Annotated in this window: 18 protein-coding genes; 10 read left to right on the top strand and 8 right to left on the bottom strand. The window is 49.2% G+C overall.

The features are described 5' to 3' along the window. Nucleotides 1-44: 44 nt before the first annotated feature. Complete coding sequence (locus IQ256_RS00715; protein WP_193853238.1) at nucleotides 45-638, top strand: hypothetical protein; 594 nt, start codon at nucleotides 45-47, stop codon at nucleotides 636-638. A 66-nt stretch (nucleotides 639-704) separates the two neighbouring features. On the opposite strand, the gene IQ256_RS00710 is transcribed toward IQ256_RS00715, so the two are convergent. The 5 genes from IQ256_RS00710 to IQ256_RS00690 form a co-directional block, all read right to left on the bottom strand. Continuing rightward, on the bottom strand, nucleotides 705-1,721 hold the full coding sequence (locus tag IQ256_RS00710) for a kelch repeat-containing protein (RefSeq protein ID WP_193853236.1): 1,017 nt from the start codon (nucleotides 1,719-1,721) through the stop codon (nucleotides 705-707). A 51-nt stretch (nucleotides 1,722-1,772) separates the two neighbouring features. Next, the gene (locus tag IQ256_RS00705; protein ID WP_193853234.1) at nucleotides 1,773-4,967 is read right to left on the bottom strand and encodes an efflux RND transporter permease subunit; all 3,195 of its coding nucleotides are present in this window, start codon (nucleotides 4,965-4,967) and stop codon (nucleotides 1,773-1,775) included. Between the two features lie 38 nt (nucleotides 4,968-5,005). After that, nucleotides 5,006-6,364, bottom strand: coding sequence for an efflux RND transporter periplasmic adaptor subunit (locus IQ256_RS00700; protein ID WP_193853232.1), 1,359 nt, complete (start codon nucleotides 6,362-6,364; stop codon nucleotides 5,006-5,008). 33 nt (nucleotides 6,365-6,397) lie between these two features. After that, nucleotides 6,398-7,294, bottom strand: a complete 897-nt coding sequence (locus IQ256_RS00695) for an NmrA family NAD(P)-binding protein (RefSeq protein WP_193853231.1) — start codon at nucleotides 7,292-7,294, stop codon at nucleotides 6,398-6,400. A 197-nt stretch (nucleotides 7,295-7,491) separates the two neighbouring features. Continuing rightward, nucleotides 7,492-8,331 carry a helix-turn-helix transcriptional regulator gene (locus IQ256_RS00690; RefSeq protein WP_228024439.1) on the bottom strand — a complete coding sequence of 280 codons (840 nt, stop codon included), beginning with the start codon at nucleotides 8,329-8,331 and terminating at the stop codon, nucleotides 7,492-7,494. A 279-nt stretch (nucleotides 8,332-8,610) separates the two neighbouring features. Between IQ256_RS00690 and IQ256_RS00685 the strand changes: the two genes are divergently transcribed. The 4 genes from IQ256_RS00685 to IQ256_RS00670 all read left to right on the top strand — a co-directional run bounded on the left by IQ256_RS00685 (nucleotide 8,611) and on the right by IQ256_RS00670 (nucleotide 10,933). Beyond that, nucleotides 8,611-9,147, top strand: coding sequence for a GNAT family N-acetyltransferase (locus IQ256_RS00685; RefSeq protein ID WP_193853227.1), 537 nt, complete (start codon nucleotides 8,611-8,613; stop codon nucleotides 9,145-9,147). Nucleotides 9,148-9,272: 125 nt separating this feature from the next. Continuing rightward, nucleotides 9,273-10,004, top strand: coding sequence for a nucleotidyltransferase domain-containing protein (locus tag IQ256_RS00680; protein WP_193853225.1), 732 nt, complete (start codon nucleotides 9,273-9,275; stop codon nucleotides 10,002-10,004). A gap of 328 nt (nucleotides 10,005-10,332) precedes the next feature. Then, nucleotides 10,333-10,575: a DUF433 domain-containing protein gene (locus IQ256_RS00675; RefSeq protein WP_193853223.1), complete on the top strand. Its 243-nt coding sequence runs from the start codon at nucleotides 10,333-10,335 to the stop codon at nucleotides 10,573-10,575. Then, entirely contained in the window at nucleotides 10,559-10,933 is a 375-nt protein-coding gene (locus IQ256_RS00670; protein ID WP_193853221.1) for a DUF5615 family PIN-like protein, read from the top strand. Before IQ256_RS00675 ends, IQ256_RS00670 begins: the two co-directional genes overlap by 17 nt. 53 nt (nucleotides 10,934-10,986) lie before the next feature. Here IQ256_RS00670 and IQ256_RS00665 read toward each other — a convergent pair whose 3' ends face one another. Continuing rightward, nucleotides 10,987-11,886: an AraC family transcriptional regulator gene (locus IQ256_RS00665; protein ID WP_193853219.1), complete on the bottom strand. Its 900-nt coding sequence runs from the start codon at nucleotides 11,884-11,886 to the stop codon at nucleotides 10,987-10,989. A gap of 158 nt (nucleotides 11,887-12,044) precedes the next feature. On the opposite strand from IQ256_RS00665, the gene IQ256_RS00660 reads away from it, so the two are divergent. Then, nucleotides 12,045-12,440, top strand: a complete 396-nt coding sequence (locus IQ256_RS00660; protein ID WP_228024438.1) for a nuclear transport factor 2 family protein — start codon at nucleotides 12,045-12,047, stop codon at nucleotides 12,438-12,440. Nucleotides 12,441-12,575: 135 nt separating this feature from the next. Then, entirely contained in the window at nucleotides 12,576-13,670 is a 1,095-nt protein-coding gene (locus IQ256_RS00655; protein WP_193853217.1) for an aromatic ring-hydroxylating dioxygenase subunit alpha, read from the top strand. 40 nt (nucleotides 13,671-13,710) lie between these two features. Here IQ256_RS00655 and IQ256_RS00650 read toward each other — a convergent pair whose 3' ends face one another. Continuing rightward, on the bottom strand, nucleotides 13,711-16,572 hold the full coding sequence (locus tag IQ256_RS00650) for a cation-translocating P-type ATPase (protein WP_193853215.1): 2,862 nt from the start codon (nucleotides 16,570-16,572) through the stop codon (nucleotides 13,711-13,713). 336 nt (nucleotides 16,573-16,908) lie between these two features. Between IQ256_RS00650 and IQ256_RS00645 the strand changes: the two genes are divergently transcribed. Then, on the top strand, nucleotides 16,909-17,370 hold the full coding sequence (locus tag IQ256_RS00645; protein ID WP_193853214.1) for a hypothetical protein: 462 nt from the start codon (nucleotides 16,909-16,911) through the stop codon (nucleotides 17,368-17,370). Between the two features lie 412 nt (nucleotides 17,371-17,782). Here IQ256_RS00645 and IQ256_RS00640 read toward each other — a convergent pair whose 3' ends face one another. After that, entirely contained in the window at nucleotides 17,783-19,720 is a 1,938-nt protein-coding gene (locus IQ256_RS00640; RefSeq protein ID WP_193853213.1) for a serine/threonine-protein kinase, read from the bottom strand. 264 nt (nucleotides 19,721-19,984) lie between these two features. Between IQ256_RS00640 and IQ256_RS00635 the strand changes: the two genes are divergently transcribed. Both IQ256_RS00635 and IQ256_RS00630 read left to right on the top strand, forming a co-directional pair. After that, the gene (locus IQ256_RS00635; RefSeq protein ID WP_193853212.1) at nucleotides 19,985-21,847 is read left to right on the top strand and encodes a M3 family oligoendopeptidase; all 1,863 of its coding nucleotides are present in this window, start codon (nucleotides 19,985-19,987) and stop codon (nucleotides 21,845-21,847) included. Next, nucleotides 21,840-22,391 carry a Uma2 family endonuclease gene (locus tag IQ256_RS00630; RefSeq protein ID WP_193853211.1) on the top strand — a complete coding sequence of 184 codons (552 nt, stop codon included), beginning with the start codon at nucleotides 21,840-21,842 and terminating at the stop codon, nucleotides 22,389-22,391. The genes IQ256_RS00635 and IQ256_RS00630 overlap by 8 nt, the downstream gene beginning before the upstream one ends. Nucleotides 22,392-22,427 lie beyond the last annotated feature (36 nt).

Here is a 22,427-nt window from a genome sequence, read left to right as displayed (position 1 = left end):
TGTTTCATCTGGCACTGTTGTTTCACTATGCACCAGGCGTAACTATGGGCATCTCGACTTATTATGAAGTAGTTCCTGACTCTATCCTTTCGCAGTTGTCACAGGACGAAGAACTCAGGGCAGTGTTTAGTCGCCTGTGGGGATACGGCTCAGGAATGTACTGGTGGTTCAAACAAATCGATGATGGTGAGATTGAAGAAATCACAGAGGGCCAGTCTCCAGTTGCTATTCAAAGATTAAGAGAACGCTTACTAAATGTACAAAGATTTCCCACAGGCTATCTTGAAAAGACGCATGAGATCCACGAAGCTTTGTTATTAACAGCGTTTAATTCACGCCATGAAGCACAGGCAAATGAGCTGGCAAGAATAGCCATTTCGGGAGCAGAAAGATGGGTTCACGAAACAGAACCCTGCTACGAATCAGACCTTTACATCGTCTCGCATCAGATTTCGCAACAGCTAGCAGAATTGATGAAGCATATCGAGATCGAGCGTCTGGTTGCAAGCTTCGATCTTGGATCTAGGAGACCAATAGAAGCGTGGAGGGAAAGCCTAACATCTGAGCTACAAGGTCTCATTGATTGCTACAGAGCAGCTGCGGAATTTGGCCATTCAGTATTGGTTGGTATCAGCTAGTAAGTTTGATGCCTGAGCATGGCGTGAGGAGAGGCGCATTTTGTGTGGGACACTTTCAAGCTTCAATCAGCGCACTACGAGAGTCTCGTTTGTACTAACGGCCCCAGCTCCAGTTTCTGTTGCACCACCTAATACATAGATCCGGTTACCAATTACTCCTGCCGCGATTCCATGACGTGGCGTTGGCATGTCTGGAGCCGCAGTCCACTGGTCTGACGCCGGATCGTAAACCCAGGATTCAGCAATTACCGTTTTCTCTGGAACCCATTGTTCACCGCCGAAGGCGTAGAGCTTCCCGTCTAGAACTGCTGCGGTTATTCCCCCTGCGGCTTGGGGGAGTGGGGCAAGGGTTTCCCAGCTTTCTGCTGCCGGATCGTAAACCTCAAGGCTCGCTACATTGACGTTTGCATACTCACCATTCTCTTGTTCTGTAAATTGTCGCCCGCCAACGACGTACATTTTCCCGTTAATAACTGCCGCTGCGTGGCTATTTCGAGCAGTCGGCATATCAGGCGCAGATAACCACTCTTCTGCAATAGGATCGAAAACTACCATGCTAGCCGTATCAAAATGGCTGTTGAAATCTGCCGACTCAGGCGTTCCTTTAAAGCGCCCGCCCGCCACATAAATCTTCCCATCTATAACCGCAGCCGTATGTTCACCGCGCGGTTCTGGTAGAGGCGTACTTTCAGTCCATTCCTCAGTATTAAAGTCGTAAACAAATACGTCGCTCTGGGCTTCCCAGCCAGGAAAGCCTCCCGCAAATCCACCGATTCCATACAGTTTGTCTTCAATAATAGAGACAACAACGTGATGGCGCGTTTCCGGCAAGGGGCTTAGCTCAGTCCATACATCCCTAGATGCGTCATATTCGAGAAAATCGTCTCCAACGTTTTGTGCGCCTGCAAACAAGCCACCGAGGGTGTATATTCTGTCGTCTCTGACATCAGCATAAATTTCTTGTCTTTCTACGGGAAGGGGCGATGCGTCTGTCCACTGAAGATTTGTTTTGGCAGCGACTGCCACCGTTGCCAAAAGCCCGGTTAGTGAGGCAATAGCTATTTTTGTGATTTTGTTACTCATGACTTTGTGCTGTGTAAAAAACTAGGGAAACTCTTGTACGAAAATTTGGGCTCAATTGTTTTGATGTTGACCTAACGTTAATTCCACGTCTTTTTCTCGATTGTAATCTTTCACTTTCTGATTCCTTTTAGACTGAAAATCTCGTGTTAACCCCATCAGTGCAGGAATGACTGTCGGCGTTAAGAAAGTAGATAAAGCCAAACCACTCGTTAGTGCGATACCTAAGCCCTGATAAAGCTCAGCGCCTTTCCCTGGAAGGACTGCTAGCGGTAGCATGCCGAGAACGCTCGTCCCGGCGGACATGAAGATGGGTCGTAAGCGATCGCGCACCGCACAATACAAAGAGGCATCGTATTCCATCCCTTCTTCTTGAAGCTGAAGGGCCCGGTCAATCAGCAGAATTGCGTTGTTTACCACTACCCCAGTGAGAATGACAAACCCTAACCCTGTAATCATGTCTAACGGAACGACGACTCCGGGAATAGTGTTTGCGATCGCCAGACAAAGCAACGCACCCGTCAGACCCATCGGAACAGTTGCCATAATCAACAGCGGGTAGACAAAAGAGCGATACAGCGCAACCAGTAGTAAGTAAGTGATTAAGAGAGAAAGTAAGAAGATAGAGCCTAACTGAAAGAGCGTTTCACTCAAAACGTCTGCCGACCCTGCTAGCTCAACTCTGACACCTGAAGGGAGTGCTGTACGCAGCGGCTCAAGGATGTCTTGTTCTACTTGGTCAACTAATGCACCTAGTGGCGCTTCTCTGGAGACAGAGGCGGTCAAAGTGATCGATCTTTCTAAACCCACGTGGTTAATGGCATCTGCCCCGGTTGTTTCTAATACTTCAGCAACGTCGGCTAGCTGAATGCTTTGACCATTGCCGTTATAAATGGCTAGCTGTCGCAATTGTTCGGGCGTTTCTACAAAGGTATCTCGCAGTTCAACCGAAACATCTAGTTCGCGTTTCCCATCGACAAATTCTGAGACCCTCAGCCCACCCAAAGCAGCCTGTACCATTTCACCGACTTCACCTTCAGATAGACCCACTTCTGCCAAACGTTCGCGGTTGGGTATTATCTGCAATTCTGGTGCGCCAGTGACAAAGTTGGAACGAACATTTTCAATGCCTGATAGTTCACTGATTTGTTGTCTGACTTGTTCTTGTAGTGCGTCTATTTCTTCTAAGTTTGCACCAATGATTTGTACTTCAAATTCTTTGCCTGGATTTTCGAAAATAGAGGCGCGTATCGGGACAAGGAAGCGATAGCCCGGAAAGTCGCTGCTTTTAGCGCCCAGAAGACTGACTAGATTATCTAGCTTGTTGCTGGTTGTTTCTTCAGACTTGAGGAAACCGCCAATGAATCTGTCGCTCGAACGATGTACAGAAACGGTATGTAAGATTTCCGGCTGAGCGCTCATAAAATCTCTGGGCGCTTGAGACAGTTCAATCCCTTCGGGAATGCTCGTACCCGGAAAGGGTTCGGCTAGCCAGATAATCATATTACGATTGCCTTCTGGTAAGTAGTCGGCGGGCGGTAATAGGAGAAAGCTAGCGAATAATAAGACGACGGGGAGTGATAGAACGATCAGGCGACGTTTTAATTTTCCTCTACCAATCGACCACTGTACTGTCTTTAAGATAAATTGCTCTAATCTACCTTGAAAGTGGCGAAATACAGCCGAAGTTTGAGCGACAGTTCGCTCTAACCAATTTCCGCCTCGATACTCTCCACCTGACAGCATTTGTTCGGCTTCGGATCGGCTGAGAAAGAGACCTGCCAGCATTGGAATCAGGGTCAAGGCAGCAAACAGGGAGAATAGCACCGAAGCAGAAAGCGCAATCCCGATATCAAAGAAGAGCTGCCCGGCTTCTCCAGTCACTAGCACGATCGGCGCAAACACAGCGACAGTCGTTAGGGTAGACGCGAGCATTGCACCGCCGACTTCCTGTGTGCCGTCAATCGCAGCTCTCATCGGCGTTTTGCCCTGCTGCATGTGAGTAAAGACGTTTTCTAAAACAACAATGGCATTGTCTACGACCATCCCAACGGCAAAAGCTAATCCCGCTAAGCTAATGACATTGAGCGTACGGTCTAAGAGATAGAAGACGATGAAGACCGTGATTAGAGTAGTGGGGATAGCGATCGCAATCACCCCTACGGTTCGTAGCGAGCCCAGAAACAGCAGCAGCACTAACGCCGCTAACACCGCCCCAATAATTAGATTACTCTGAACAAAAGAGATCGACTCATTGATGTAGTCATTTTCATCATAAACAATCTCAAAAGTAATCCCTTCTCCCTCGCGATCAAATCTCTCTTCTAGTTCTACGAGGGCTTCTCTAATCCCTGCGGATATCTCGGGGACGTTTCCCCCCACCTGTCGTACGATGCCTGTCGCGACCGCAGGTTCGTTGTTTACAGTGAGGGCGCGATCTTGGATGGCGCGTCCCATACGGGCTTCGGCAACATCACCCAGATAGACCGTTCCCGACTCATCTCGACGCAGCACAAACCCCTCTAACTGTCCCACATCTTCTATTCGACTGACTGTCCGTACCCGGTACTCTCTTCGTCCTAATACTAGTGGTCCTCCTCGAATGTCACGGTTGTTGTTACGCAGGGTTGTCGCCACATCACCGATGGTAAGATTGCGATCGGCTAGGGCTTTAGGATCGACAATCACCTCAACTTCTCTAGCTCTGCCTCCCGATATGAAAAACTGCCCCACGCCTTGAACCTGACGAAAGCGCGGCACAATCACATCGTCAACTAAATCTCGATAGTGATAATCATCAGCGGTAAAACCTTCCTTTGGCACTAAAACAACCCACATCATCGCATCACTGCTACCGCTAACCACCTCTACATCAGATTCGGCGGCCTCTGCCGGTAAGGCTTCAACCTGCTGTAATTTGTTGAGCACATCGACTAAGGAACGATCAATATCGTTACCCCATTCAAATTCAACAGCGATATTGCTGATGCCCGCATTACTGGTGCTGGTAATTTCCTGGACACCCTGGACCTCTTCGAGTCTTTCTTCGATCGGGCGAGTTACCAAGTCTTCTACTTCTGCCGGAGAAGCACCTAGATAGGGCGTGGCGATGCTAATTTCGGGGAGGTCGCCGCCAGGCTGTAACTCTAGGGGCAATTGGAATAGTGCCAGAACGCCAAAGAGTGCTAAAAGGCAAAATAAAACGCCTGTGCCGTGTCGCCATCGAACGGCGGTTTTGATTAAACTCATTTTCTTAGATAGTTAGTGGTTGATTGATGTTCGCTGTTCTAATTAACGACCTGCACCGCAGCATCATTCGCTAAACCATCACCACCGGTAATAACAACAATTTGACCCTCTCTCAATTCAGAATTTGCAATGACGACTTCTTGCCCTAAATCTGCAACTATTTCTACTTCAAGCTCTCGCGCCCTATCATTTTCAATCATAAACAACAACCACTCGTCGCCCCGCCTGGTCAACGCATCACGAGGCGCGACAAAGCTGCCAACGCTGTCAATAGGCATCGTTAAACTTGCCTGAATTGCCATGCCTGGTACCAATCTTGGCGGCGGATCATCCAAACTCACTCTCACACGCTGCCGACGAGACGCTGTGTCAGCGGTGGGAACTACAGCGGTAATTCTAGTTGCCTGTTGCCAGTCGGGTAGAGCCCTAGCATTGAGGGTGACGGACATTCCTGGGGCGACTTGACCGCTTAAGCTTTCAGGTAATTCTAAAAAGATATCTAGCGTGCGATCGCTAACAATAGTCAAGACAGAATCGCTGACTTCGACGTAATCGCCAGGGTCGACCTCCCGCGACTGGACTATTCCTGAAAAGGCTGCTTTGATCTCTGTGCGCTGCATGCTCAACTGCGCTTGTTCAACAGCTGCATTAGCAGCATCTACTAAACCTTGCTGAGCATCAGTTTCTTCTTGGGTAGCGCCTGCTTGCGCCTCGGCCAAAAGAGCCTCAACGCGGTATTTTTCGCTTCTAGCAGCACTGGCTTCAGCGCTTGCTTCGATTAAATCTCTTTGAGATAACGCTCCCTGTTCAGTCAAATTCGATATCCGTTCCAGGTTGTCTTGCGCTGCCAATTCTCTCGTTCTAGCGGCGTCTAATTCCGCTTCTCTTTGGGCGAGTATCTCAGGGCGAGTACCGACTTGTAACCTGGCCAAATTGCTTCTTTCTTGGGCCAGTCTTGCTCGTGCCTCAGCCAAAGCCAATCTGGAATCGGCATCGTCTAGAACGGCGACTGTCATTCCTGGCGTGACGCGATCGCCTTCTCTCACCGAAACGCTATGCACCGTACCGTCTAGCTGCGGACTCAGCGTTGCCCTTTCTCCGGCCTCCACTTGTCCTAGCAACCTCACCTGTCTGTTACCCGCACCCGATGCTAGAACTGTAGTCTCAACAGATGTGGGTGGTGGCGCTTCTATACCAGATTCGGCTGTTTGTGCAGAGCCAGTAACAAACACTTGCCATAAAATCACGCCTCCGCCTATTACGCCTCCACCTATCAGTAAGATAGCTAGAAACCATCCGGGCAGTTTCCCTGTTAGGAAGCTATGCTTTTCCTGCTGTTGTTCTGACTCTGGCTCTGATTCCGGCAGCTGTGGGGATGAAATATTAGCTGATGACATGATTTGAAGTGGGTTGATGATTGAGCGGCTCAATTATTTTGTATCGGCAATCGCTGGCCTGAGAAAATCTCGAACAAAGCGGTCGAAAGCCATTGTTTCAGTTTCTTGACTATGAGGAAATTCAGGTCTTAACCATTGATTCTCAATGGCTCTATGTACCTCAACAAACGCTTTAGCATAGGGACGGCTAAACCCAACTTCAGGAGCAACGAAAGCAGAGATTGCTTCTTCATCGCTTAAGTCAACATGCTTGACTGGAAAATTCAGCTCTTTTTCAATTATTTGAGCAATTTGATCAAACGTCAGATCGCAATGACCGTGAAGTTCTTTTATCTGGTTTCCGTGCCATTGAGTATCTAAAATCACTTCGGCAGCTGCTTTGGCAATATCTTGAGTTGCCATAAAACAAGTCGATGCTTCACCAGAAATAGGTAGAAAAACAGCGCCATTTTCGCGAATCGAGTCGGCAAACCACAGAAAATTTTCCATGAAATAACTAGGTCGAACAGCCGTAAAGTCAATATCTAGTGTCCTCAGAGCTTTTTCTGCCAGATAAGTACCGACAACCGGGCCAGTACCAGAAGATAAATGTGAACCATAGGAAGATTGCAGCACTACTCTAGGAATGTGATGCTTTTTGATAGCAGCGATCGCATTATCTAAAATTATCTGGTAGTGGCCGATAACGTCATCCACCTTATTTTGAGGAGGAAACATTAGATAAAAAGTGTCTACCCCAGCCAACACTTCTCGTAAAAAAGCCGGTTCTTTAACGTCGCCAGTGTAAACAGTTGCTCCTTTCCTTTCAGCTTCTTCTAGCCCAACTCCCCTTCTAGATAAAAGCACCAGTTCACAGCTATCTTCATCTATTAGTTGACTAACAATTTTGCTGCCGACTTGACCGGTAGCTCCGCTGATAGCTATTTTCATTGTTTTCTCTGTAGGCGCTAAGTGATTATTTCTTGACTGTCTTTTGAGTAGAGATGAACAATGTCATTGCAAACCCTGCTAATTGAAAAATCCTTCTCTAAAAATCAGCATAGGTTAGCCACACTCTAAAGATCTTGGAAATTAGAGCGAAAACTTGTAAAATTTGGTGTTCTTCAGGCTTCGGATTTGACCTGTCTCTATATCCGAAGGCGATATTGACGGGGCGTATAGTTTGTATGGCGACGAAAAGTATTAGTGAAGTGACTTTGATCGAAAAATCCGACCATTTGCCCGATTTCAGCGATCGTCCACTGCTCGTTTGAAAGAAGTTGTTTTGCCTTTTCAATGCGGCACTGCAGCAGATATTTATGGGGAGAGAGTCCCGTACTTTGTTTAAATAGTTTTCTGAAATGATCAGGACTAAGTTGAACCATTTCTGATAGCTCAGTTAGACTTATATTGAAATTGAGATGATCTTGAATATAATCAACAACTAGCTTGAGTTTGCCTTTTGACAACTTTCCTGATACTGAAGAAGTGGTGATTGGAACAGAGCAATGATTGCGTAGTAGATGGGTGACTAATACCGTTTGCAGCGATTCTAAGTACAGACGATTACCAGCAGCATTACTTTCTAATTCAGCACTGCCTGATTCAGCACCGCTTGACTCAGCGCTAAGCGCAAAAGTAAGCTGTTCGAGAAAAGGATCGCGGATAGCAAAGCGATCAATAAGTTCAATCTGCTGGGGGACTTTATCACTAGATGCGATCGCAGTTTTCTCTAGTAAAGCGGGTGACAAATCGATTTCTAATAGCTCTACTTTTTCTTCCCACCACCATTCCGAAGAACATTGAGCGGGAATGAAAGTAAATAACCCTGGATAAGTTTTGCTGCTGCGTCTTTTGCCATCATTCAGACTCAGTTCTGCTAGATCGGAATTCGCAATATGAAGCGTCAGGCAATGCTCTGCTGAAGCTGGATACTTCATTCTGTCTGGCGGTGGCAGATAAATTCCACGATGCACTTCCAAACTCATACGAGAACTGTTTAGCAAACTACTCCCTCACTTTAAAGCACTAACCTGATGAGCGACTAGCTGTATCAATACTATCGCCGAAACCTTTGATGCGCCTAATTCCGCCTATTAGGTGGAGCATGAAAGTCATTCAAAGTTTAGCCAAGAGTACTATGATTGACTCGATGGGTTTGCCTTGGATGTTCAGGATTTGGTGACGTTAGGCGATGGCAATGAAGTCATTATTCAGATGTATCGAGCTACTGTCATTTGTGACGGACACTTAAAGGTAGTAGATGTATGATTGTGCGAGAGGCGATCCGTAATGACATCCCTGCAATAGCACGAGTCCACGTGGATACTTGGCGAACCACTTATCGAGGGATTGTCCCAGATGAGATTTTGGCAAATCTATCCTACGAAAAGCGAGAGAACGGCTGGCATCAAGTCCTAAACAACGCTGCAAAAGACAGCAACTTCACTTATGTCGCAGAGAGTCAATCAGGCAAAATTGTCGGCTTTGCAAACGGTGAAGTAGAACGCGCAGGCGATCCGGTTTATCGAGGCGAGCTAAATGCGATCTATGTTCTAAAGAGTCATCAACAGCAAGGAATTGGGCGTGAGTTGGTTCGGGTGGTGGCACAGAAGCTAAGCCAAACGGAGATTCATTCCATGCTGGTATGGGTATTAGCCCAGAATCCTGCGTGTCGATTCTATGAAACGCTTGGAGGACAAAAAGTGTATGAAAAAGAGATTGAAAGGGGAGGCGCTAATCTTATTGAGATTGCGTATGGCTGGATGGACACAGTAAATCTGAAACATCATAGCGCCACCTAGCAATGCAATATCACACATGGCTGTAGAGCAGATGGTACAGAGATTTCTTGCTCCCCTTTGGTGATGACTGCTGCCGCTCACTTTTGCTATTAGGCAGCAGAAGGGTTGCATAGTGAGAGTTAATGATGAACAACAGCTTGGTTAGAACCACGAAAGCAATTCACGCTGAACGATATCCAGGATCGGAAGTCATATTTCTGTCCGGCTCAATTATCCGAGGTGAAAGCACACCGACGTCTGACCTCGATCTTGTTGTGATTTTTCGAAGACTGGAAAACGCCTATCGGGAGTCTTTCAGATTCGATGACTGGCCAGTTGAAGCGTTCGTGCATGATCCAGAAACGCTGCATTACTTCTTTGACTTGGATCGTGCTGATGGCGTACCATCACTTGCCAATATGGTGAACGAGGGCGTCGAAGTGCCAGCAGCGTCAGACTTCTCATCCTTTATCAAAGCGCTAGCGCGGTCAGTGCTTGCCAAAGGCCCGCCACACTGGCAAGCACTGGATGTTGATAACTCTCGCTATGCGATTACCGACATCGTTGATGATCTCTATGCGCCACGTTCACGCGCAGAGCAAATTGCTTCAGCAACGGTGCTATTTTCCCAGCTTGCTAACCACTTTCTGCGTTCGAGACAATTATGGTCTGCCAAGGGCAAAACAATTCCGCGACGCTTACGAGAAGTAGATCCTGAGTTTGCAGTTCGATTCGAAGAATCCTTCCAGGCGCTATTTACGACGGGGCGTGCTACTCAAGTGATAACCCTAGCTGAGGAAGTTTTGGAGAGAAGTGGCGGCAGACTCTTTAAGGGCCATAAGCTGGCAGCTCCGCCGGACTGGAGACAGATCTTGTAGTTGTTTGTCAGATATCAAGGCAGCAAACGGACGAAAAGCTAAGCTGACATGGTAGGTTAAGCCTCATCTTTGTTAGAGGTTAAGATAGTAATAAAGTTGGTACTATTCTTATGAGGTAACTACTCAGGGGGTACATGAAAACCTGTCTAAGCCTGTCATATCGAAGTTTCAGCCAATTCTTCCGAAAAAACAATTCTCAATAAGTCGAGATATTTAAGGACTATTGAGAATTTCTGTAGTTTTATTTAGAACAATCAGACATCTAACCACTACTGGTAGCGCTTTTAGCATTGTTGAAAACTATATATAGAGCCTGAGTAGTTACCTTATGAGACTAGATCGTATTACGAGCAATCCAAAACGGATGAACGGGCAACCCTGCATTCGCAATCTTCGCCTTACGGTTCGTCGGGTGATTGAGCTACTAGCAATTTATCCTAATCGAGAAGAATTACATCAAGAGTTTCCAGAGCTAGAAGATGAAGACATCCAGCAAGCCTTAATTTTTGTCTCTTCCTATTTGGACGATCGCATTATCGAGTTATCCAATCGCTATGAAGCTGTTGCTTGATCAGGGATTACCGCTCTCTGCAGCAGCGTTATTACGCGATGCAGGTATTGATACTACCCACGTAGGTGAAGTGGACATGGCTGAAGCCGAAGATATAGAAATCATCCAGAAAGCTAGAGATGAAGGGTATGTTGTTACTACGCTTGATGCAGATTTTCATACGTTGCTAGCACTTGATGAAGCCATTTCTCCCTCAGTCATTCGCATTCGGATTGAGAGATTACGTGCTCGCGCGTTGGCGGACCTGTTACTGACAACAATTAATGAGTGTGCAGAGGAATTAGAGCAGGGTTCAGCCGTTACCATTGAGCCTAGCCGTATTCGGATTCGTCGTTTGCCGCTGTTGCCCAACGCCTAACAATTCAAATGCAGTGGATAGTTGAGAGTTGTTGGTGCTAAGTTCCTGGTTATCTACCACTGCTTTTGATAGGCTTTGGGTGTTGTCCCTGTGATCTGACGGAAGACTTTTGTAAGATGAGTTTGATTTGCAAAGCCGCAGTCTAGGGCAATGGCGCTAATTGAGAGGGCCTGCTTCGAGGCTTGCTGTTTTAGTAGCTGCTTGGCTTGTTCCACACGTTGTTGTATCAGGTACTGATAGGGCGCAATTCCTACTGATTGCTTGAAGCAGCGGCTAAAGTGAGATTCGCTCATGTTAGTCAGGGTCGCTAGATCCAAAATGGATAAATCTTGTGCCAAATTTGCCTTCACATAATCAACCACTCGCGCTAACTGCGATGGGGGCAAACCGTTGGCTTTGAGCTTGGGCTTATTAACTGCATAGTTCTGTACTAAACGAGCGGCGATCGCAGTTCCCAATGACTCTCCATACAGCCTGCCAGACAGACACCCCGTTTGGATTTCTATCTTGAGCGCTAGGGCTAACTGACCGATTACCGGATCATCGATCGCAACCTGCGGAATCAGTTCTATATCACGCTCTGTCGATTGCTGAGTAGTCTGATTCAACAAGGTTGGAGAAATTGAAATTACTGAAAATTCGACTTCCTGATACCAGCTTGTCTGGTGATTGAGAAATGCTGGAATAATATCTACCTGGCCGTTACCGTGAGCGGCGCTTTTATATTTGCCGTCAAAACGCCGCTCTGCCTGAAAGCAACTTTTGGGGTCTGTGATCACCAGTGAATGCTGTAGGAGGCCATGCTCCACTGTTTGGTGGGGAGGATGACAGTAATGAGTGAAGGTTAACCCTTTCCATCCCGTATGATAGCTATCGACTAGGGGCGGCTGTGGAAGTAGTCGTGTGACTTCCTGCTGGTTGGTAAGGTCGATTGGGGAAGTAGCATGATTCATGATCGGTTTGAACCCAGTTAGGGTGTCGGATCTCAGGCACACACACCAGACAAGGCACATCCAAAACAGGATTAGGATAATTTTAGCAGAATTGGATGAGACGGCAGGGTGAGGCTAAGACTACCGTAAAGTCGTCTACTTTCCTCTACCTAGCTCTCATGCCAGACCGACTTATGACAAATCAAGCTAAAAAGATTGAGCTGCTACACGCAGCATATGCGGCCTTTAACGCGCGAGACATTGACGCCGCCCTTGCTGTCATGACTGCCGACGTGCATTGGCCGAGAGCGTTCAAAGGGGGAGTTGTCCATGGGCCTGAATCAGTCTGCGCTTACTGGATGGAGCAGTGGAACGAGATCAACCCACAGGTTGAGCCAGTTGCCTTTCACCTGGAGGAAGATGGGCAGGTCTTAGTTAAGGTGCATCAGGTCGTGCGCGATCTGGCTGGGGCCGTACTCGCCGATGAACAGGTCGGTCACCGCTTTACCCTTGAGCATGGCTTGATTCAAGCTATGGAAATCTGTCAGTTGCCAGCATCTGGTTTCGGCACCTAACACCGCCTATGCATAACTCATAGTTCTAACCATAGTCTGAATAGTGATGTATATAACAGAACGTTTGGAACGCTTCCGTCAGGATCGGCCCTAAGATTAATGCAGTATTGCATGCAGTATGGAGTCCTTGAGAAGATGACAGTAGCTAATTCTTCAACCCTTACCAAAGAAGTCCGCAGCAGAGGAACTTCTAGTAAAAAGAAGCCGTATCCAAAGAACTGTACTTTTTCTAAGACGGATTGGGATGCGATCGCACCTTTCTGGTATCCCATTGCCTTCAGTAAAGATGTCAAAACTGAGCCGATTGGCACCATGCTGCTCGATCAGCGCCTAGTGGTCTGGCGAACCTCACCCTCGCCTGATTCGCAGCTCTGTGTCGCGAACGATATCTGCATTCACCGAGGCGTGCCGCTGAGCATGGGCCACGTTGAGAATGAACAGATTATCTGCAAGTATCACGGGTTTCACTATAGCGCCAGCGGTCAATGTACCCGAATACCTGCTAATCCAGAGGCTAAAATTCCAGCTCGGCTTTGCCTGCAGACATACCCTGTAAAAGAAGCCTATGGCCTAATTTGGACAACGCTAAGAGGAGATGAAAGTACGCCGCTGCCTGCTTTTCCTGAGTGGGAAGAGAATGACTATCAGCCAATTTTGCCGGATTCTGTTGACGTGGATGCGGCGGCGGGGCGGCAGATGGAAGGCTTTCTAGATGTGGCCCATTTTGCCTGGGTGCATGCAGAATCATTTGGCGATCGCAACAACCCTGTCGTTCCCAGCTACAGCGTAACGCCCACTGCCTACGGACTCAAAGCCGACTACATCAGCAACGTTAGCAATTTTCCAAAAGGATTCCAGCACCGCGCCCCAAAAGACTTTCAGTGGCTTCGTGCCTTCGAGGTATTTCTACCCTTTACCGCTTTACTCAGGGTTCATTTCCCCGAGGGGGGCCGTCTGTGCATTCTCAACGCTGCCTCTCCGGTGTCTGCTCGCCAGACCCGCGTCTTTTGCCCGATCGCCCGCAACTTTGACAAAGATCAGCCGCTCGAACCGGTCTATGAGTTCAACTATCAAATCTTCAACGAAGACAAAGAGATCGTCGAAGCGCAATATCCAGAAGATCTACCGCTCGATCTGAGAGTAGAAACCCATATTGAAGCTGACCAAACCTCTATCGCCTACCGCAAGGGTCTGACGAAGTTGGGCTTGAGCCAGCTTTATACTGCGTGATTTGGTTAGGTTATTTGATCGAATCAGCCTATTGATTGGATCAAACTTTTGACTTGAGGCTACTTTGAGTCGGGCCTTGGCGGCGGCTGCGAATGAACAGTTTTTCTAGCTCTAGCCAGACAAATAGCAGTGAGCTAAAGCCTACGCAAACTAGCAGCTCTGTTGCCGATAGATAGTACGTGCCGAAAAAGTTTCGCAGAGGAGCAACGTAGATCAACAATAGCTGTAAGACAGTGGTGGCTACGACCGCTAGTAGCACATAGGGGTTAGAGAATTGAGACATCTCTATCGCTAGTCGATTGCTAGAACGAACGGCGATCGCATGACCCATTTGAGACAAACACAGCATAGTAAATACCATCGTCTTCCATCGTTCCGGGTTGCCAATCGACTGCCCCGTTTCACTGTGGGTATAGCCATACGCCCACAGCATCAGCGATATGGCCAGAATCGCAAACACGATGCCCACCCGCAGCATATACGCGCCTAGCCCCCTGGCAAAAATGCTTTCTTCTGGGTCATGGGGCGGCCTGTCCATAATGTTCGGCTCTGATGGCTCTAGCGCTAGGGCCAAAGCTGGAAAGCCATCTGTGACCAGATTCATCCATAGGATTTGTAGTGGCGTCAGCGGTACAGCCACAATCGGCAACAGCAAAGGAGAAAGCGCAATCGTAATCACTTCGCCAATGTTCGAGCCCAAAATATATTTAACAAACTTACGAATATTTCCGTAGACGACTCTACCTTCTTCTGTAGCCGCCACAATCGAAGCAAAATTATCGTCTAGCAACACCATGTCGCTAGCCTCTTTGCTGACATCGGTGCCCGTAATGCCCATAGCGATACCGATATCTGCCTGCTTCAGAGCTGGCGCATCGTTGATGCCATCTCCTGTCATCGCTACTACCTGTTTTTGAGCCTGCAGCGCCTGCACAATTCGCAGCTTATGCTCAGGCGAGACGCGGGCATAAATGCTGGTTGTAGAAACAACAGTTTCCAGCTCTTCTTTACTCATCGCTTCTATCTGCTGGCCAGAGAAAGCACTCGTTTCTCCGGTGATTAGGCCGAGATCTGCGGCAATTGCTTTGGCGGTTAAGGGATGGTCCCCGGTAATCATTACCGGGCGAATGCCAGCTTGCTGACAGCGTTTGACGGCTTCTCTCACTTCTGGGCGCGGGGCATCAATCATAGAGACTGCGCCGAGCCAGATTAAGTCTTTCTCTGCATCTGCTTCCGTGAATTGCTCAACGCTGTTGACATCTGCTGTAGCGAGATCTTTTGTCACCGGGCGATAGCCAAAGCCCAATACCCGGCCCCCTGCGGCGGCGAAAGATTCCACTTTTTCTAGAATTTCTGTTCTATCTGCTGCGGTCAGCGATCGCGCCCCCTTGCCAAACCGACTGCAGCACTCTAGCAATAGCTCCGCCGACCCTTTAGCAAACACAGCATACGGCGCATCAATGCCCAGTCGATTGCCCTGTGGCACCGACACCACCACGCTCATCCGCTTGCGCTCAGAAGAGAACGGAAACTCTGCTAGGCGCTCAAATTCGTAGTCTAATGTCTTTTTCTCCAAGCCCGCTTTCGCGGCTAGCGTCACCAAAGCGCCTTCTGTGGGATCGCCAACAATGGCCCATTTGTGCTCACCCTGGTCATCAACCTCAGTTTGCAAAGCCGCATCGTTGCAAAGCGCACAGTCCAACAGCAGTAGAGCTAGCACTGACTTTTCTAGAGGCGCAATTGGTTTCTCGTCTAGTCGAAATTCACCCTCTGGCGCGTAGCCCTGCCCACTCACTTCAAAGTCACGTTCAAACGGCAGTCCCGGCACATGAACCTGCTGCACCACCATTTTGTTTTGCGTCAGCGTGCCTGTTTTATCAGAGCAGATCGTCGTTACCGAGCCCAGTGTCTCTACTGCTGGCAGCCGTCGGATCAGCGCCTGCCGCCTGACCATGCGCTGCGTGCCCAGGGCCAAAGTTACCGTAATCACAGCGGGTAAGCCTTCTGGAACCACCGCTACGGCCATACTCAAAGATACCGTCAGCAGCTCTTCAAAGGCAGACCAGCCCGTTGCCAGCGAGCCACCGATGACCACCAAGGCCACCAAAGAAAGCGAACCGATCACCAGTGTTTTGCCTAGCTGATCTAATCGCTGCTGCAAAGGCGTTCTCAGCTCAGACACGGACTGAATCATCGTGGCAATTTTGCCTAGCTCAGTGTTCATGCCCGTCCTAGTCACCAGCATCTTGCCGCGACCATGAACAATCTCTGTGCCTTGAAAGACCAGATTTTTCTGCTCAGCTAGATTAGTATCAGCCGGCAGGGTAGCGTTGGCCTGCTTCTCTACGGCGGTCGCTTCGCCAGTCAAAGCCGATTCTCTCGCTTGCAGGGCAGCGGATTCTAGCAGACGACCATCTGCTGCAATTTGATTGCCCGCTTCTATTAAAACTAAATCTCCTGGCACTAGCTGTTTGGCTGAGACCTCCGTAGCCTTGCCGGAGCGCAGCACAGCAACGTTTGGAGCACTGAGTCCTTTGAGCGCGGCCAAAGCATCTTCTGCTTTACTTTCTTGAAAGTAGCCTAAAACCGCGTTTAGAAGGACGATGGCACCAATCGCGATCGCATCTTTCGGAAAATTCTCGGCCCGCACATCTAGCACCGCTGCCACAATCGCCACCGCGATTAGCATGATCAGCATAATATCGGCAAACTGATCGACCAAGATCCGCCAGCGGCTGCGTCTTCCAGCTTCTACTAGCTCGTTAGGACCATACTGATTCAGCCGATCGTCTGCCTCTGCACTCGACAGTCCATCTGTGATGTTTGCGTCAAGTGTCGCTGCTGTCTCATCAATGCCGAGCGTGTGCCACTGATCAGGGGTTGACGTAGAGACTGTCGCCATAAAAGTACTGCCTATATTTGAGCCGCTAAGTATATCGCTCAAAGTGTATAGCAACCTCTACGCAAAGTTGGATTTTCTGGCTAGATATCAAATTGCCAAGCTGACCTGTGTTTGCAGACTATTGCCTAGAACACCACTTTTCGGACGCCGCCCAGTGCGAACCAGTTGGTTTATGAGCAGAGGCTGAGGATTAGCTGGGTGCTTTCATCCGAACCTATTCACTTACGCTCAGTTACCCCTTACTTCGCCCTCACTACCCTACCGCTCGGCGCTGGCATTATTAAATCAATGAAGCAAACACATTGATTTCCACATTGATTCCTAAGGAGCCAGCTCATGAAAAATATCCTCTTATCCGCTTTCGCTTTGACCGCTGCTACCCTCGCTTTTGCACCTGTTGCCAATGCCGCTGACGTCATCCCGACTTCTCTTCAACAACGCCGCCTAGAATTTCTCGACACGCAAACTAAAGCCGTTGATGATATTCAAAAGACTCGACTAGAGTTTCTCGACAGTCAAACTAAAGCTGTCGACGATGTTCAAGCTACACGCCTAGAATTCCTCGATAATCAGACAAAGGCTGTTGACGACGTCCAAAAAACTCGACTAGCTCATCTAGATAGCCAGACCAAAGCAGTTGATGATATTCAAAAGACTCGACTAGAGTTCCTTAATAATCAGACAAAGGCTATTGATAACCTTCAAGATGCTCGGCTGGAGTTCCTCAACAATCAAACAAAGGCAGTTGACGATGTTCAAGCAACGCGGCTTGCTAGTCTCGATACTCGTACGAAGTAACTTTGGTATAAACATTGAGTTTTGGCGGCTGGGACCGCTCCTGTCAAGCCGCTCTCTTAGCGTACCTAGACTAAAAGCAGCATATTACGCTGCCTGAGCGGAGTCGAAGGCACAACCTAGCCGGACTTCGACTCCGCTCAGCCCTCGGTTTCCGTCTTCGCTAAACAGGTACCTCCCAGCCACCAAAACGTTGAGTTCAGCCCTGAGCCGTCCTTCTCCGCTCAGGGCTGTCACTCTTTAAGTCTGGGTGCCTATCCTCTTCATTTTCTCTGAGGGTTCCGAAGCTTCATTGGCAGAGGCATCCTTTTCTCCTCACACCACACATGCCTAGAGTCTGGCGGTCAGTCGTAGTATCGATGCCATCAAACTCTAGGCTTTTTCTATGAATCGCACAAGACTTAGCATCGAATATTCAGTCTCGTACATAGATGTGGATGTGGCCGTGGCGATTACGCCTAATCGTGCCAGATAATCGCTGAGTGGTAAAGTCATAGCGATCGCGCTTGCCATCAACCACCGCATACAGACCCCTTTCAATTTCTAGAGTAGAGCCACCTTTAAGCGTAGACGTCAGCGCCGTTCGGATCTGATAGCGATCAATGGCTGGCGAGAAGGTCGCTTCTGTCTGTTGAACTCTCCTCGTTTGAGGATCGAACACATAAGCAAGTCTGACCCGGTTAGGCATAAGATTATAGACTTCTATCGGAAAGCCGTTGACAGTTGCAGCCCGGTTCGGACTTCCCAGTCGACTTTGAACCCTGTTTCTAGAGCTGCCGGGGGGGAAGCCGGGAATAGGCACAATCTCACTGGAGGCTCCAGGTTGGGCATTGCCTGGATTGCCACTGTCTTCTAATAGCAGTGGCGGCGTTTGTTCGCCAGTGTCGCTCGGCTGTTCGGGCTCAGGAGGCAGTGGAATTTCCTCATCTGGCTCTTCTAGGTTTTCATCTACAGCTTCGAGCTCTTCAGGTTCTTCTTGTTCTTCAGCGTCTTCTCCCTCATCCTCTTCTAAGTCGGCTTCAACTGGCTCTTCTAGGACGGGCTCTGGAACTTCGATTTCTGTTGGCTCAAGCGTCGGAGCATCTGCATCTCTACTTAGAATCTGTTGGACTACCCAAAAACCACCTGCTGCAGCGAGCCCGGTCAACACCAAAGCGACAATAAACAAACCACAGCCGTTTCCCTGCTTTTGAGTGCTGTTGTAGTCTGCTTGATTAGCGGGTTGATTAATTGGCTGATTGGGTGCGATCGCAGTCTCTGCCTTTCTGGGTACTGGCACGACAACTGTCTTCGCGGCGGTGTTGACGGGTGCGTTGGTAGAGGCGTTGGTAGAGGTCTTAGCAGAGCGATAGTCTGTTTGGTAAGGATCTGTTTGGTAGGCGGGTGCGACGACTTTGGTCGGAAACTGTGATGGAGAAGCGGGCAGTGGCAGCAGTGGCTGACTATTGGGGGCGGGCGTTTGTGAATGGCTGAAGCTTGGGTCTTGCCAACTTGCGTTCTGCTGTCCCGTTTTTTGTTGGCCTGGCTTTTGTGGAGTGGTCAGGAGCGATAACCATCTGGCAACGGACTGGGGTCGATCTTTTAGCTCAATTTGCATGCCCTGGGCGATCGCGTTGACAACGACCGGGCTAATTTCGGGGCGCAATTGTTGGATCGGAATCATCGGCGTGCGATCGCGCAATACTGCGGCTACTGGCACCTCTGCTGTCAGCAGCAAATACAAGGTGGCAGCTAGGCCATACACATCGGTTGCTGCCGATCGCTGCGCCTTTGGCAGATATTGCTCGATCGGAGCATAGCCTTCTGAGACGATACTGGTATGCGTTTTCGCTGGGTTTGGCGTCAGTTCGCGGGCGATGCCAAAGTCAATCAGGACCGCCTCTTTGGTGCGCTCATGCACCATGATGTTTTGCGGTTTGACATCTCGATGCAGCAGCCCCTTTGTATGGATGGCCTGTAGGGCATTGCCAATTTGCTGGATATACCTGAGTGCGATCGCCTCACTGAGTGGCTGCGGCCCGTTGGGATGGTCGAACACAATATCGTAGAGCGATCGCCCTGGAATGTAGTCCATCACCATGTAGGGCAGGTAATCTTCTACAAAAAAGTCAGTCACCCGCACCACATTAGGGTGCTGACATAGGGCTAGTCGCCTGCCCTCATCCTGAAACTGCTTTTGCAAATCCTCTAGGTTAGGCGCTGTCCAAAAAGACTCATTCAACGTCTTGATGACGACGACCTGCTCCAAATAGGCTTGGTGGGCTTTGAACGTCAGCCCAAAGCCCCCTCGGCCCAACACCGACTCCAGCTTATATTTACCCCCCTGCAGGCGTTTTCCAATTAAACTACTCATAACCTCTTTACCCGCATGGCTCCACCGTTGCCTCTATAGCTGCCCCTATAGCGTTCGCCCCTATTGTGTCTTGTCCTTACTTCACCGACAACTGCGCGTATTACGCTTTCTAGTTCGTCGCCGCGAGTTTTCTACACCTCATATCACTAGATTCAATAGCCATAGACCTAGCAGCGTCAGAGTCCTTCACTTTCTCACCAGAGCCGTACCAGAGCCGTTCCAATCTAGTTATCGCAGTTATCCGCCCATCCTCTAGTTTCTCCTATGCAAACGCTCAATCGTCCGACCACTACCTACCTGACTACTTGGGACAACGCTCAATTTTTTACGAGTACTGCCGATCCTGCGATCGCCTCTACCATCAGTCAGCTACGACAGGATATTGACGCGATCGCCGCCGCCTGCCAACCCTTCACTGCCAAAGTTGACACGGCTGAAACCATTCAGTCAGGCGACTATACGACCTTGATCGATCAAGTTCGACCGATCCACCTACAGCGCAACGATGTCCTCAAGCGACTAGGCAATGTCAATACCTACATCTATACGGCGCTCAGCGTCGATACTCAAGACGCCGACGCCAACACCTGGATGCCTATCCTGCAAAAGCTCAGCGCCGATCTCTCAGAAGGGATGACGCCGCTCAACGTCTTTCTCCAACGCGCTAGCGAAGATTTTATCACTGCCCTGCTCGCCGATCCGGCCCTGAGCGAAATAGATTTTCTACTGCGCCACAGTCGCAAAGAAAAAGACTTCTTGCTTAGCGTTGCCGAAGAGCAGCTAATGACCGCGCTAGCGACTAACGGGCTGCATACCTGGGGCAATCTCTACAGTGAACTGGCAGGCACCTTGAAATGCGAGATCCAAGGTGAAGTAATGGGGCTAGCCAAGGCCGCAAATATGCTCGGCCATCCTAGTGCAAACACTCGTCAAGCGGCTTGGGAGGCTATTCGCAGCGCCTGGGCTACACAGCAGACTACCGTAGCCACAGGGCTTAACGCCATCAACGGCTGGCGATTAGAATCGGCTCAGAAACGATCGGGCAAACGTCAGCTTCACTATTTAGATAAAAGCTGTCATCAGAGCCGGATTGAGCGGGCGACGCTCGACGCGCTGATGGAGACAACCTATCAAAACAGAGCGATCGGACAACGAGCCTTGAGCGCGATGGCAAAGGCTCTAGGCCAGTCTCAACTGCATCCTTGGGACACGATGGCCCCAGCGCCAGCGGCTAAGGAAAGTAGCGATCAGAAGATTGAGTTTGAAGCTGCGATCGCCCTAATTGCCGATGCCTTCAATCAGCTCACCCCAGAGATGGGAGACTTCGCCACGATGATGGCGAAAAAAGGCTGGATAGACGGCAAACCGACGCCCAACCGTGCTACTGGCGCGTACTGCACCAAATTTTCTGATCCTAGAGAGCCGCGTATCTTCATGACCTACGAAGGCACCATGACCAACGTGCTGACGCTAGCTCACGAACTGGGTCACGCTTGGCATAACTGGGTGATGCGCGACCTACCAGCTATGAAATGCCGCTACCCAATGACCCTAGCAGAAACGGCCAGCATCTTCGCTGAAACTCTCGTTCGTGAAGCCTTGATGGCTCAAGCGACTACGCCTGCTCAAAAGCTAGAGATTGCCTGGCAAGACGCGCAGAGTGCAGGTGTCTTTTTGCTCAACATTCCAGCCCGGTTTGAATTTGAAAAGCGCCTGGTAGAAGCTCGTAAAATCGGTGCGCTTCGCCCGGCCCAACTGTGCGAAATGATGGATCAAAGCTGGCAGCTCTGGTTTGAAGAGAGCCTTAGCCAATACAACGATCTCTTTTGGGCTAGCAAACTGCACTTCTCTATCTCTAGCCTCGGCTTCTACAACTATCCCTATTTGTTTGGCTATCTCTTTAGCCTCGGCATCTACGCCCAGCAGCCGGTTTATGGAGACAACTTCAATCAGCTTTACACCGACTTACTGCGCGACACTGGCACGATGACTGCCGAGGCAGTGGTCAAACACCATCTTCAAAAAGATCTCAGCCAACCACAGTTCTGGCAAGACAGTCTCTCCATTGTCGAAGGCTCTGTTGCCGACTTCGAGCAGCTCGTCAGCGAGGTATTTGCCGATGACTAGAACGCTAACCCGGTGGACCCTTGACGACTATCATCGGATGATTGCTAACGGATTGTTGGCCGGACGCCAGGTAGAACTTATTGATGGGAAGATTGTCGATATGGCTCCAGAGCTACCTATTCACAGGGCGACTTATCGACGCGGCGTAAGGTATCTAGAAGCACTTTTAAAGGAGAAAAGCGTTGTTTTTTCCGCCGCGCCAGTTTCCTTACCGAGCGATGGTGAACCGGAGCTAGATATCTGCGTTGTTATCCCACCAGAGTCTCGCTACGACGACAGGCATCCTGGCCCAGAAGATATTAGTTTACTAATTGAGGTCTCAAACTCTACGCTTGCTTATGACTTAGGAGAGAAAGCTAGAATTTATGCGAAGGATGGCATTCAAGAGTATTGGGTAATCGATATTAAAGGAAGGCAGCTTTGGATTCATAGAGAGCCTATAGAAGCAGCCTATCGGTCTATCGTGAAGCGCTCAGTCGGCAAAATCTCGCCTATCAATCTGCCGGGGATAGCCGTAGAAGTTGAAAGACTACTGAATTTTTAGAGATATATGGCCGTATGAGTGCGTGCAGTCGGACGC

Origin of the sequence: cf. Phormidesmis sp. LEGE 11477, from assembly GCF_015207105.1 — a bacterium.
Taxonomy (GTDB): domain Bacteria; phylum Cyanobacteriota; class Cyanobacteriia; order Phormidesmidales; family Phormidesmidaceae; genus Phormidesmis.
The sequence above is the reverse complement of the archived record's forward strand: the minus strand, read 5'-3'. Positions and strand labels throughout refer to the sequence as shown.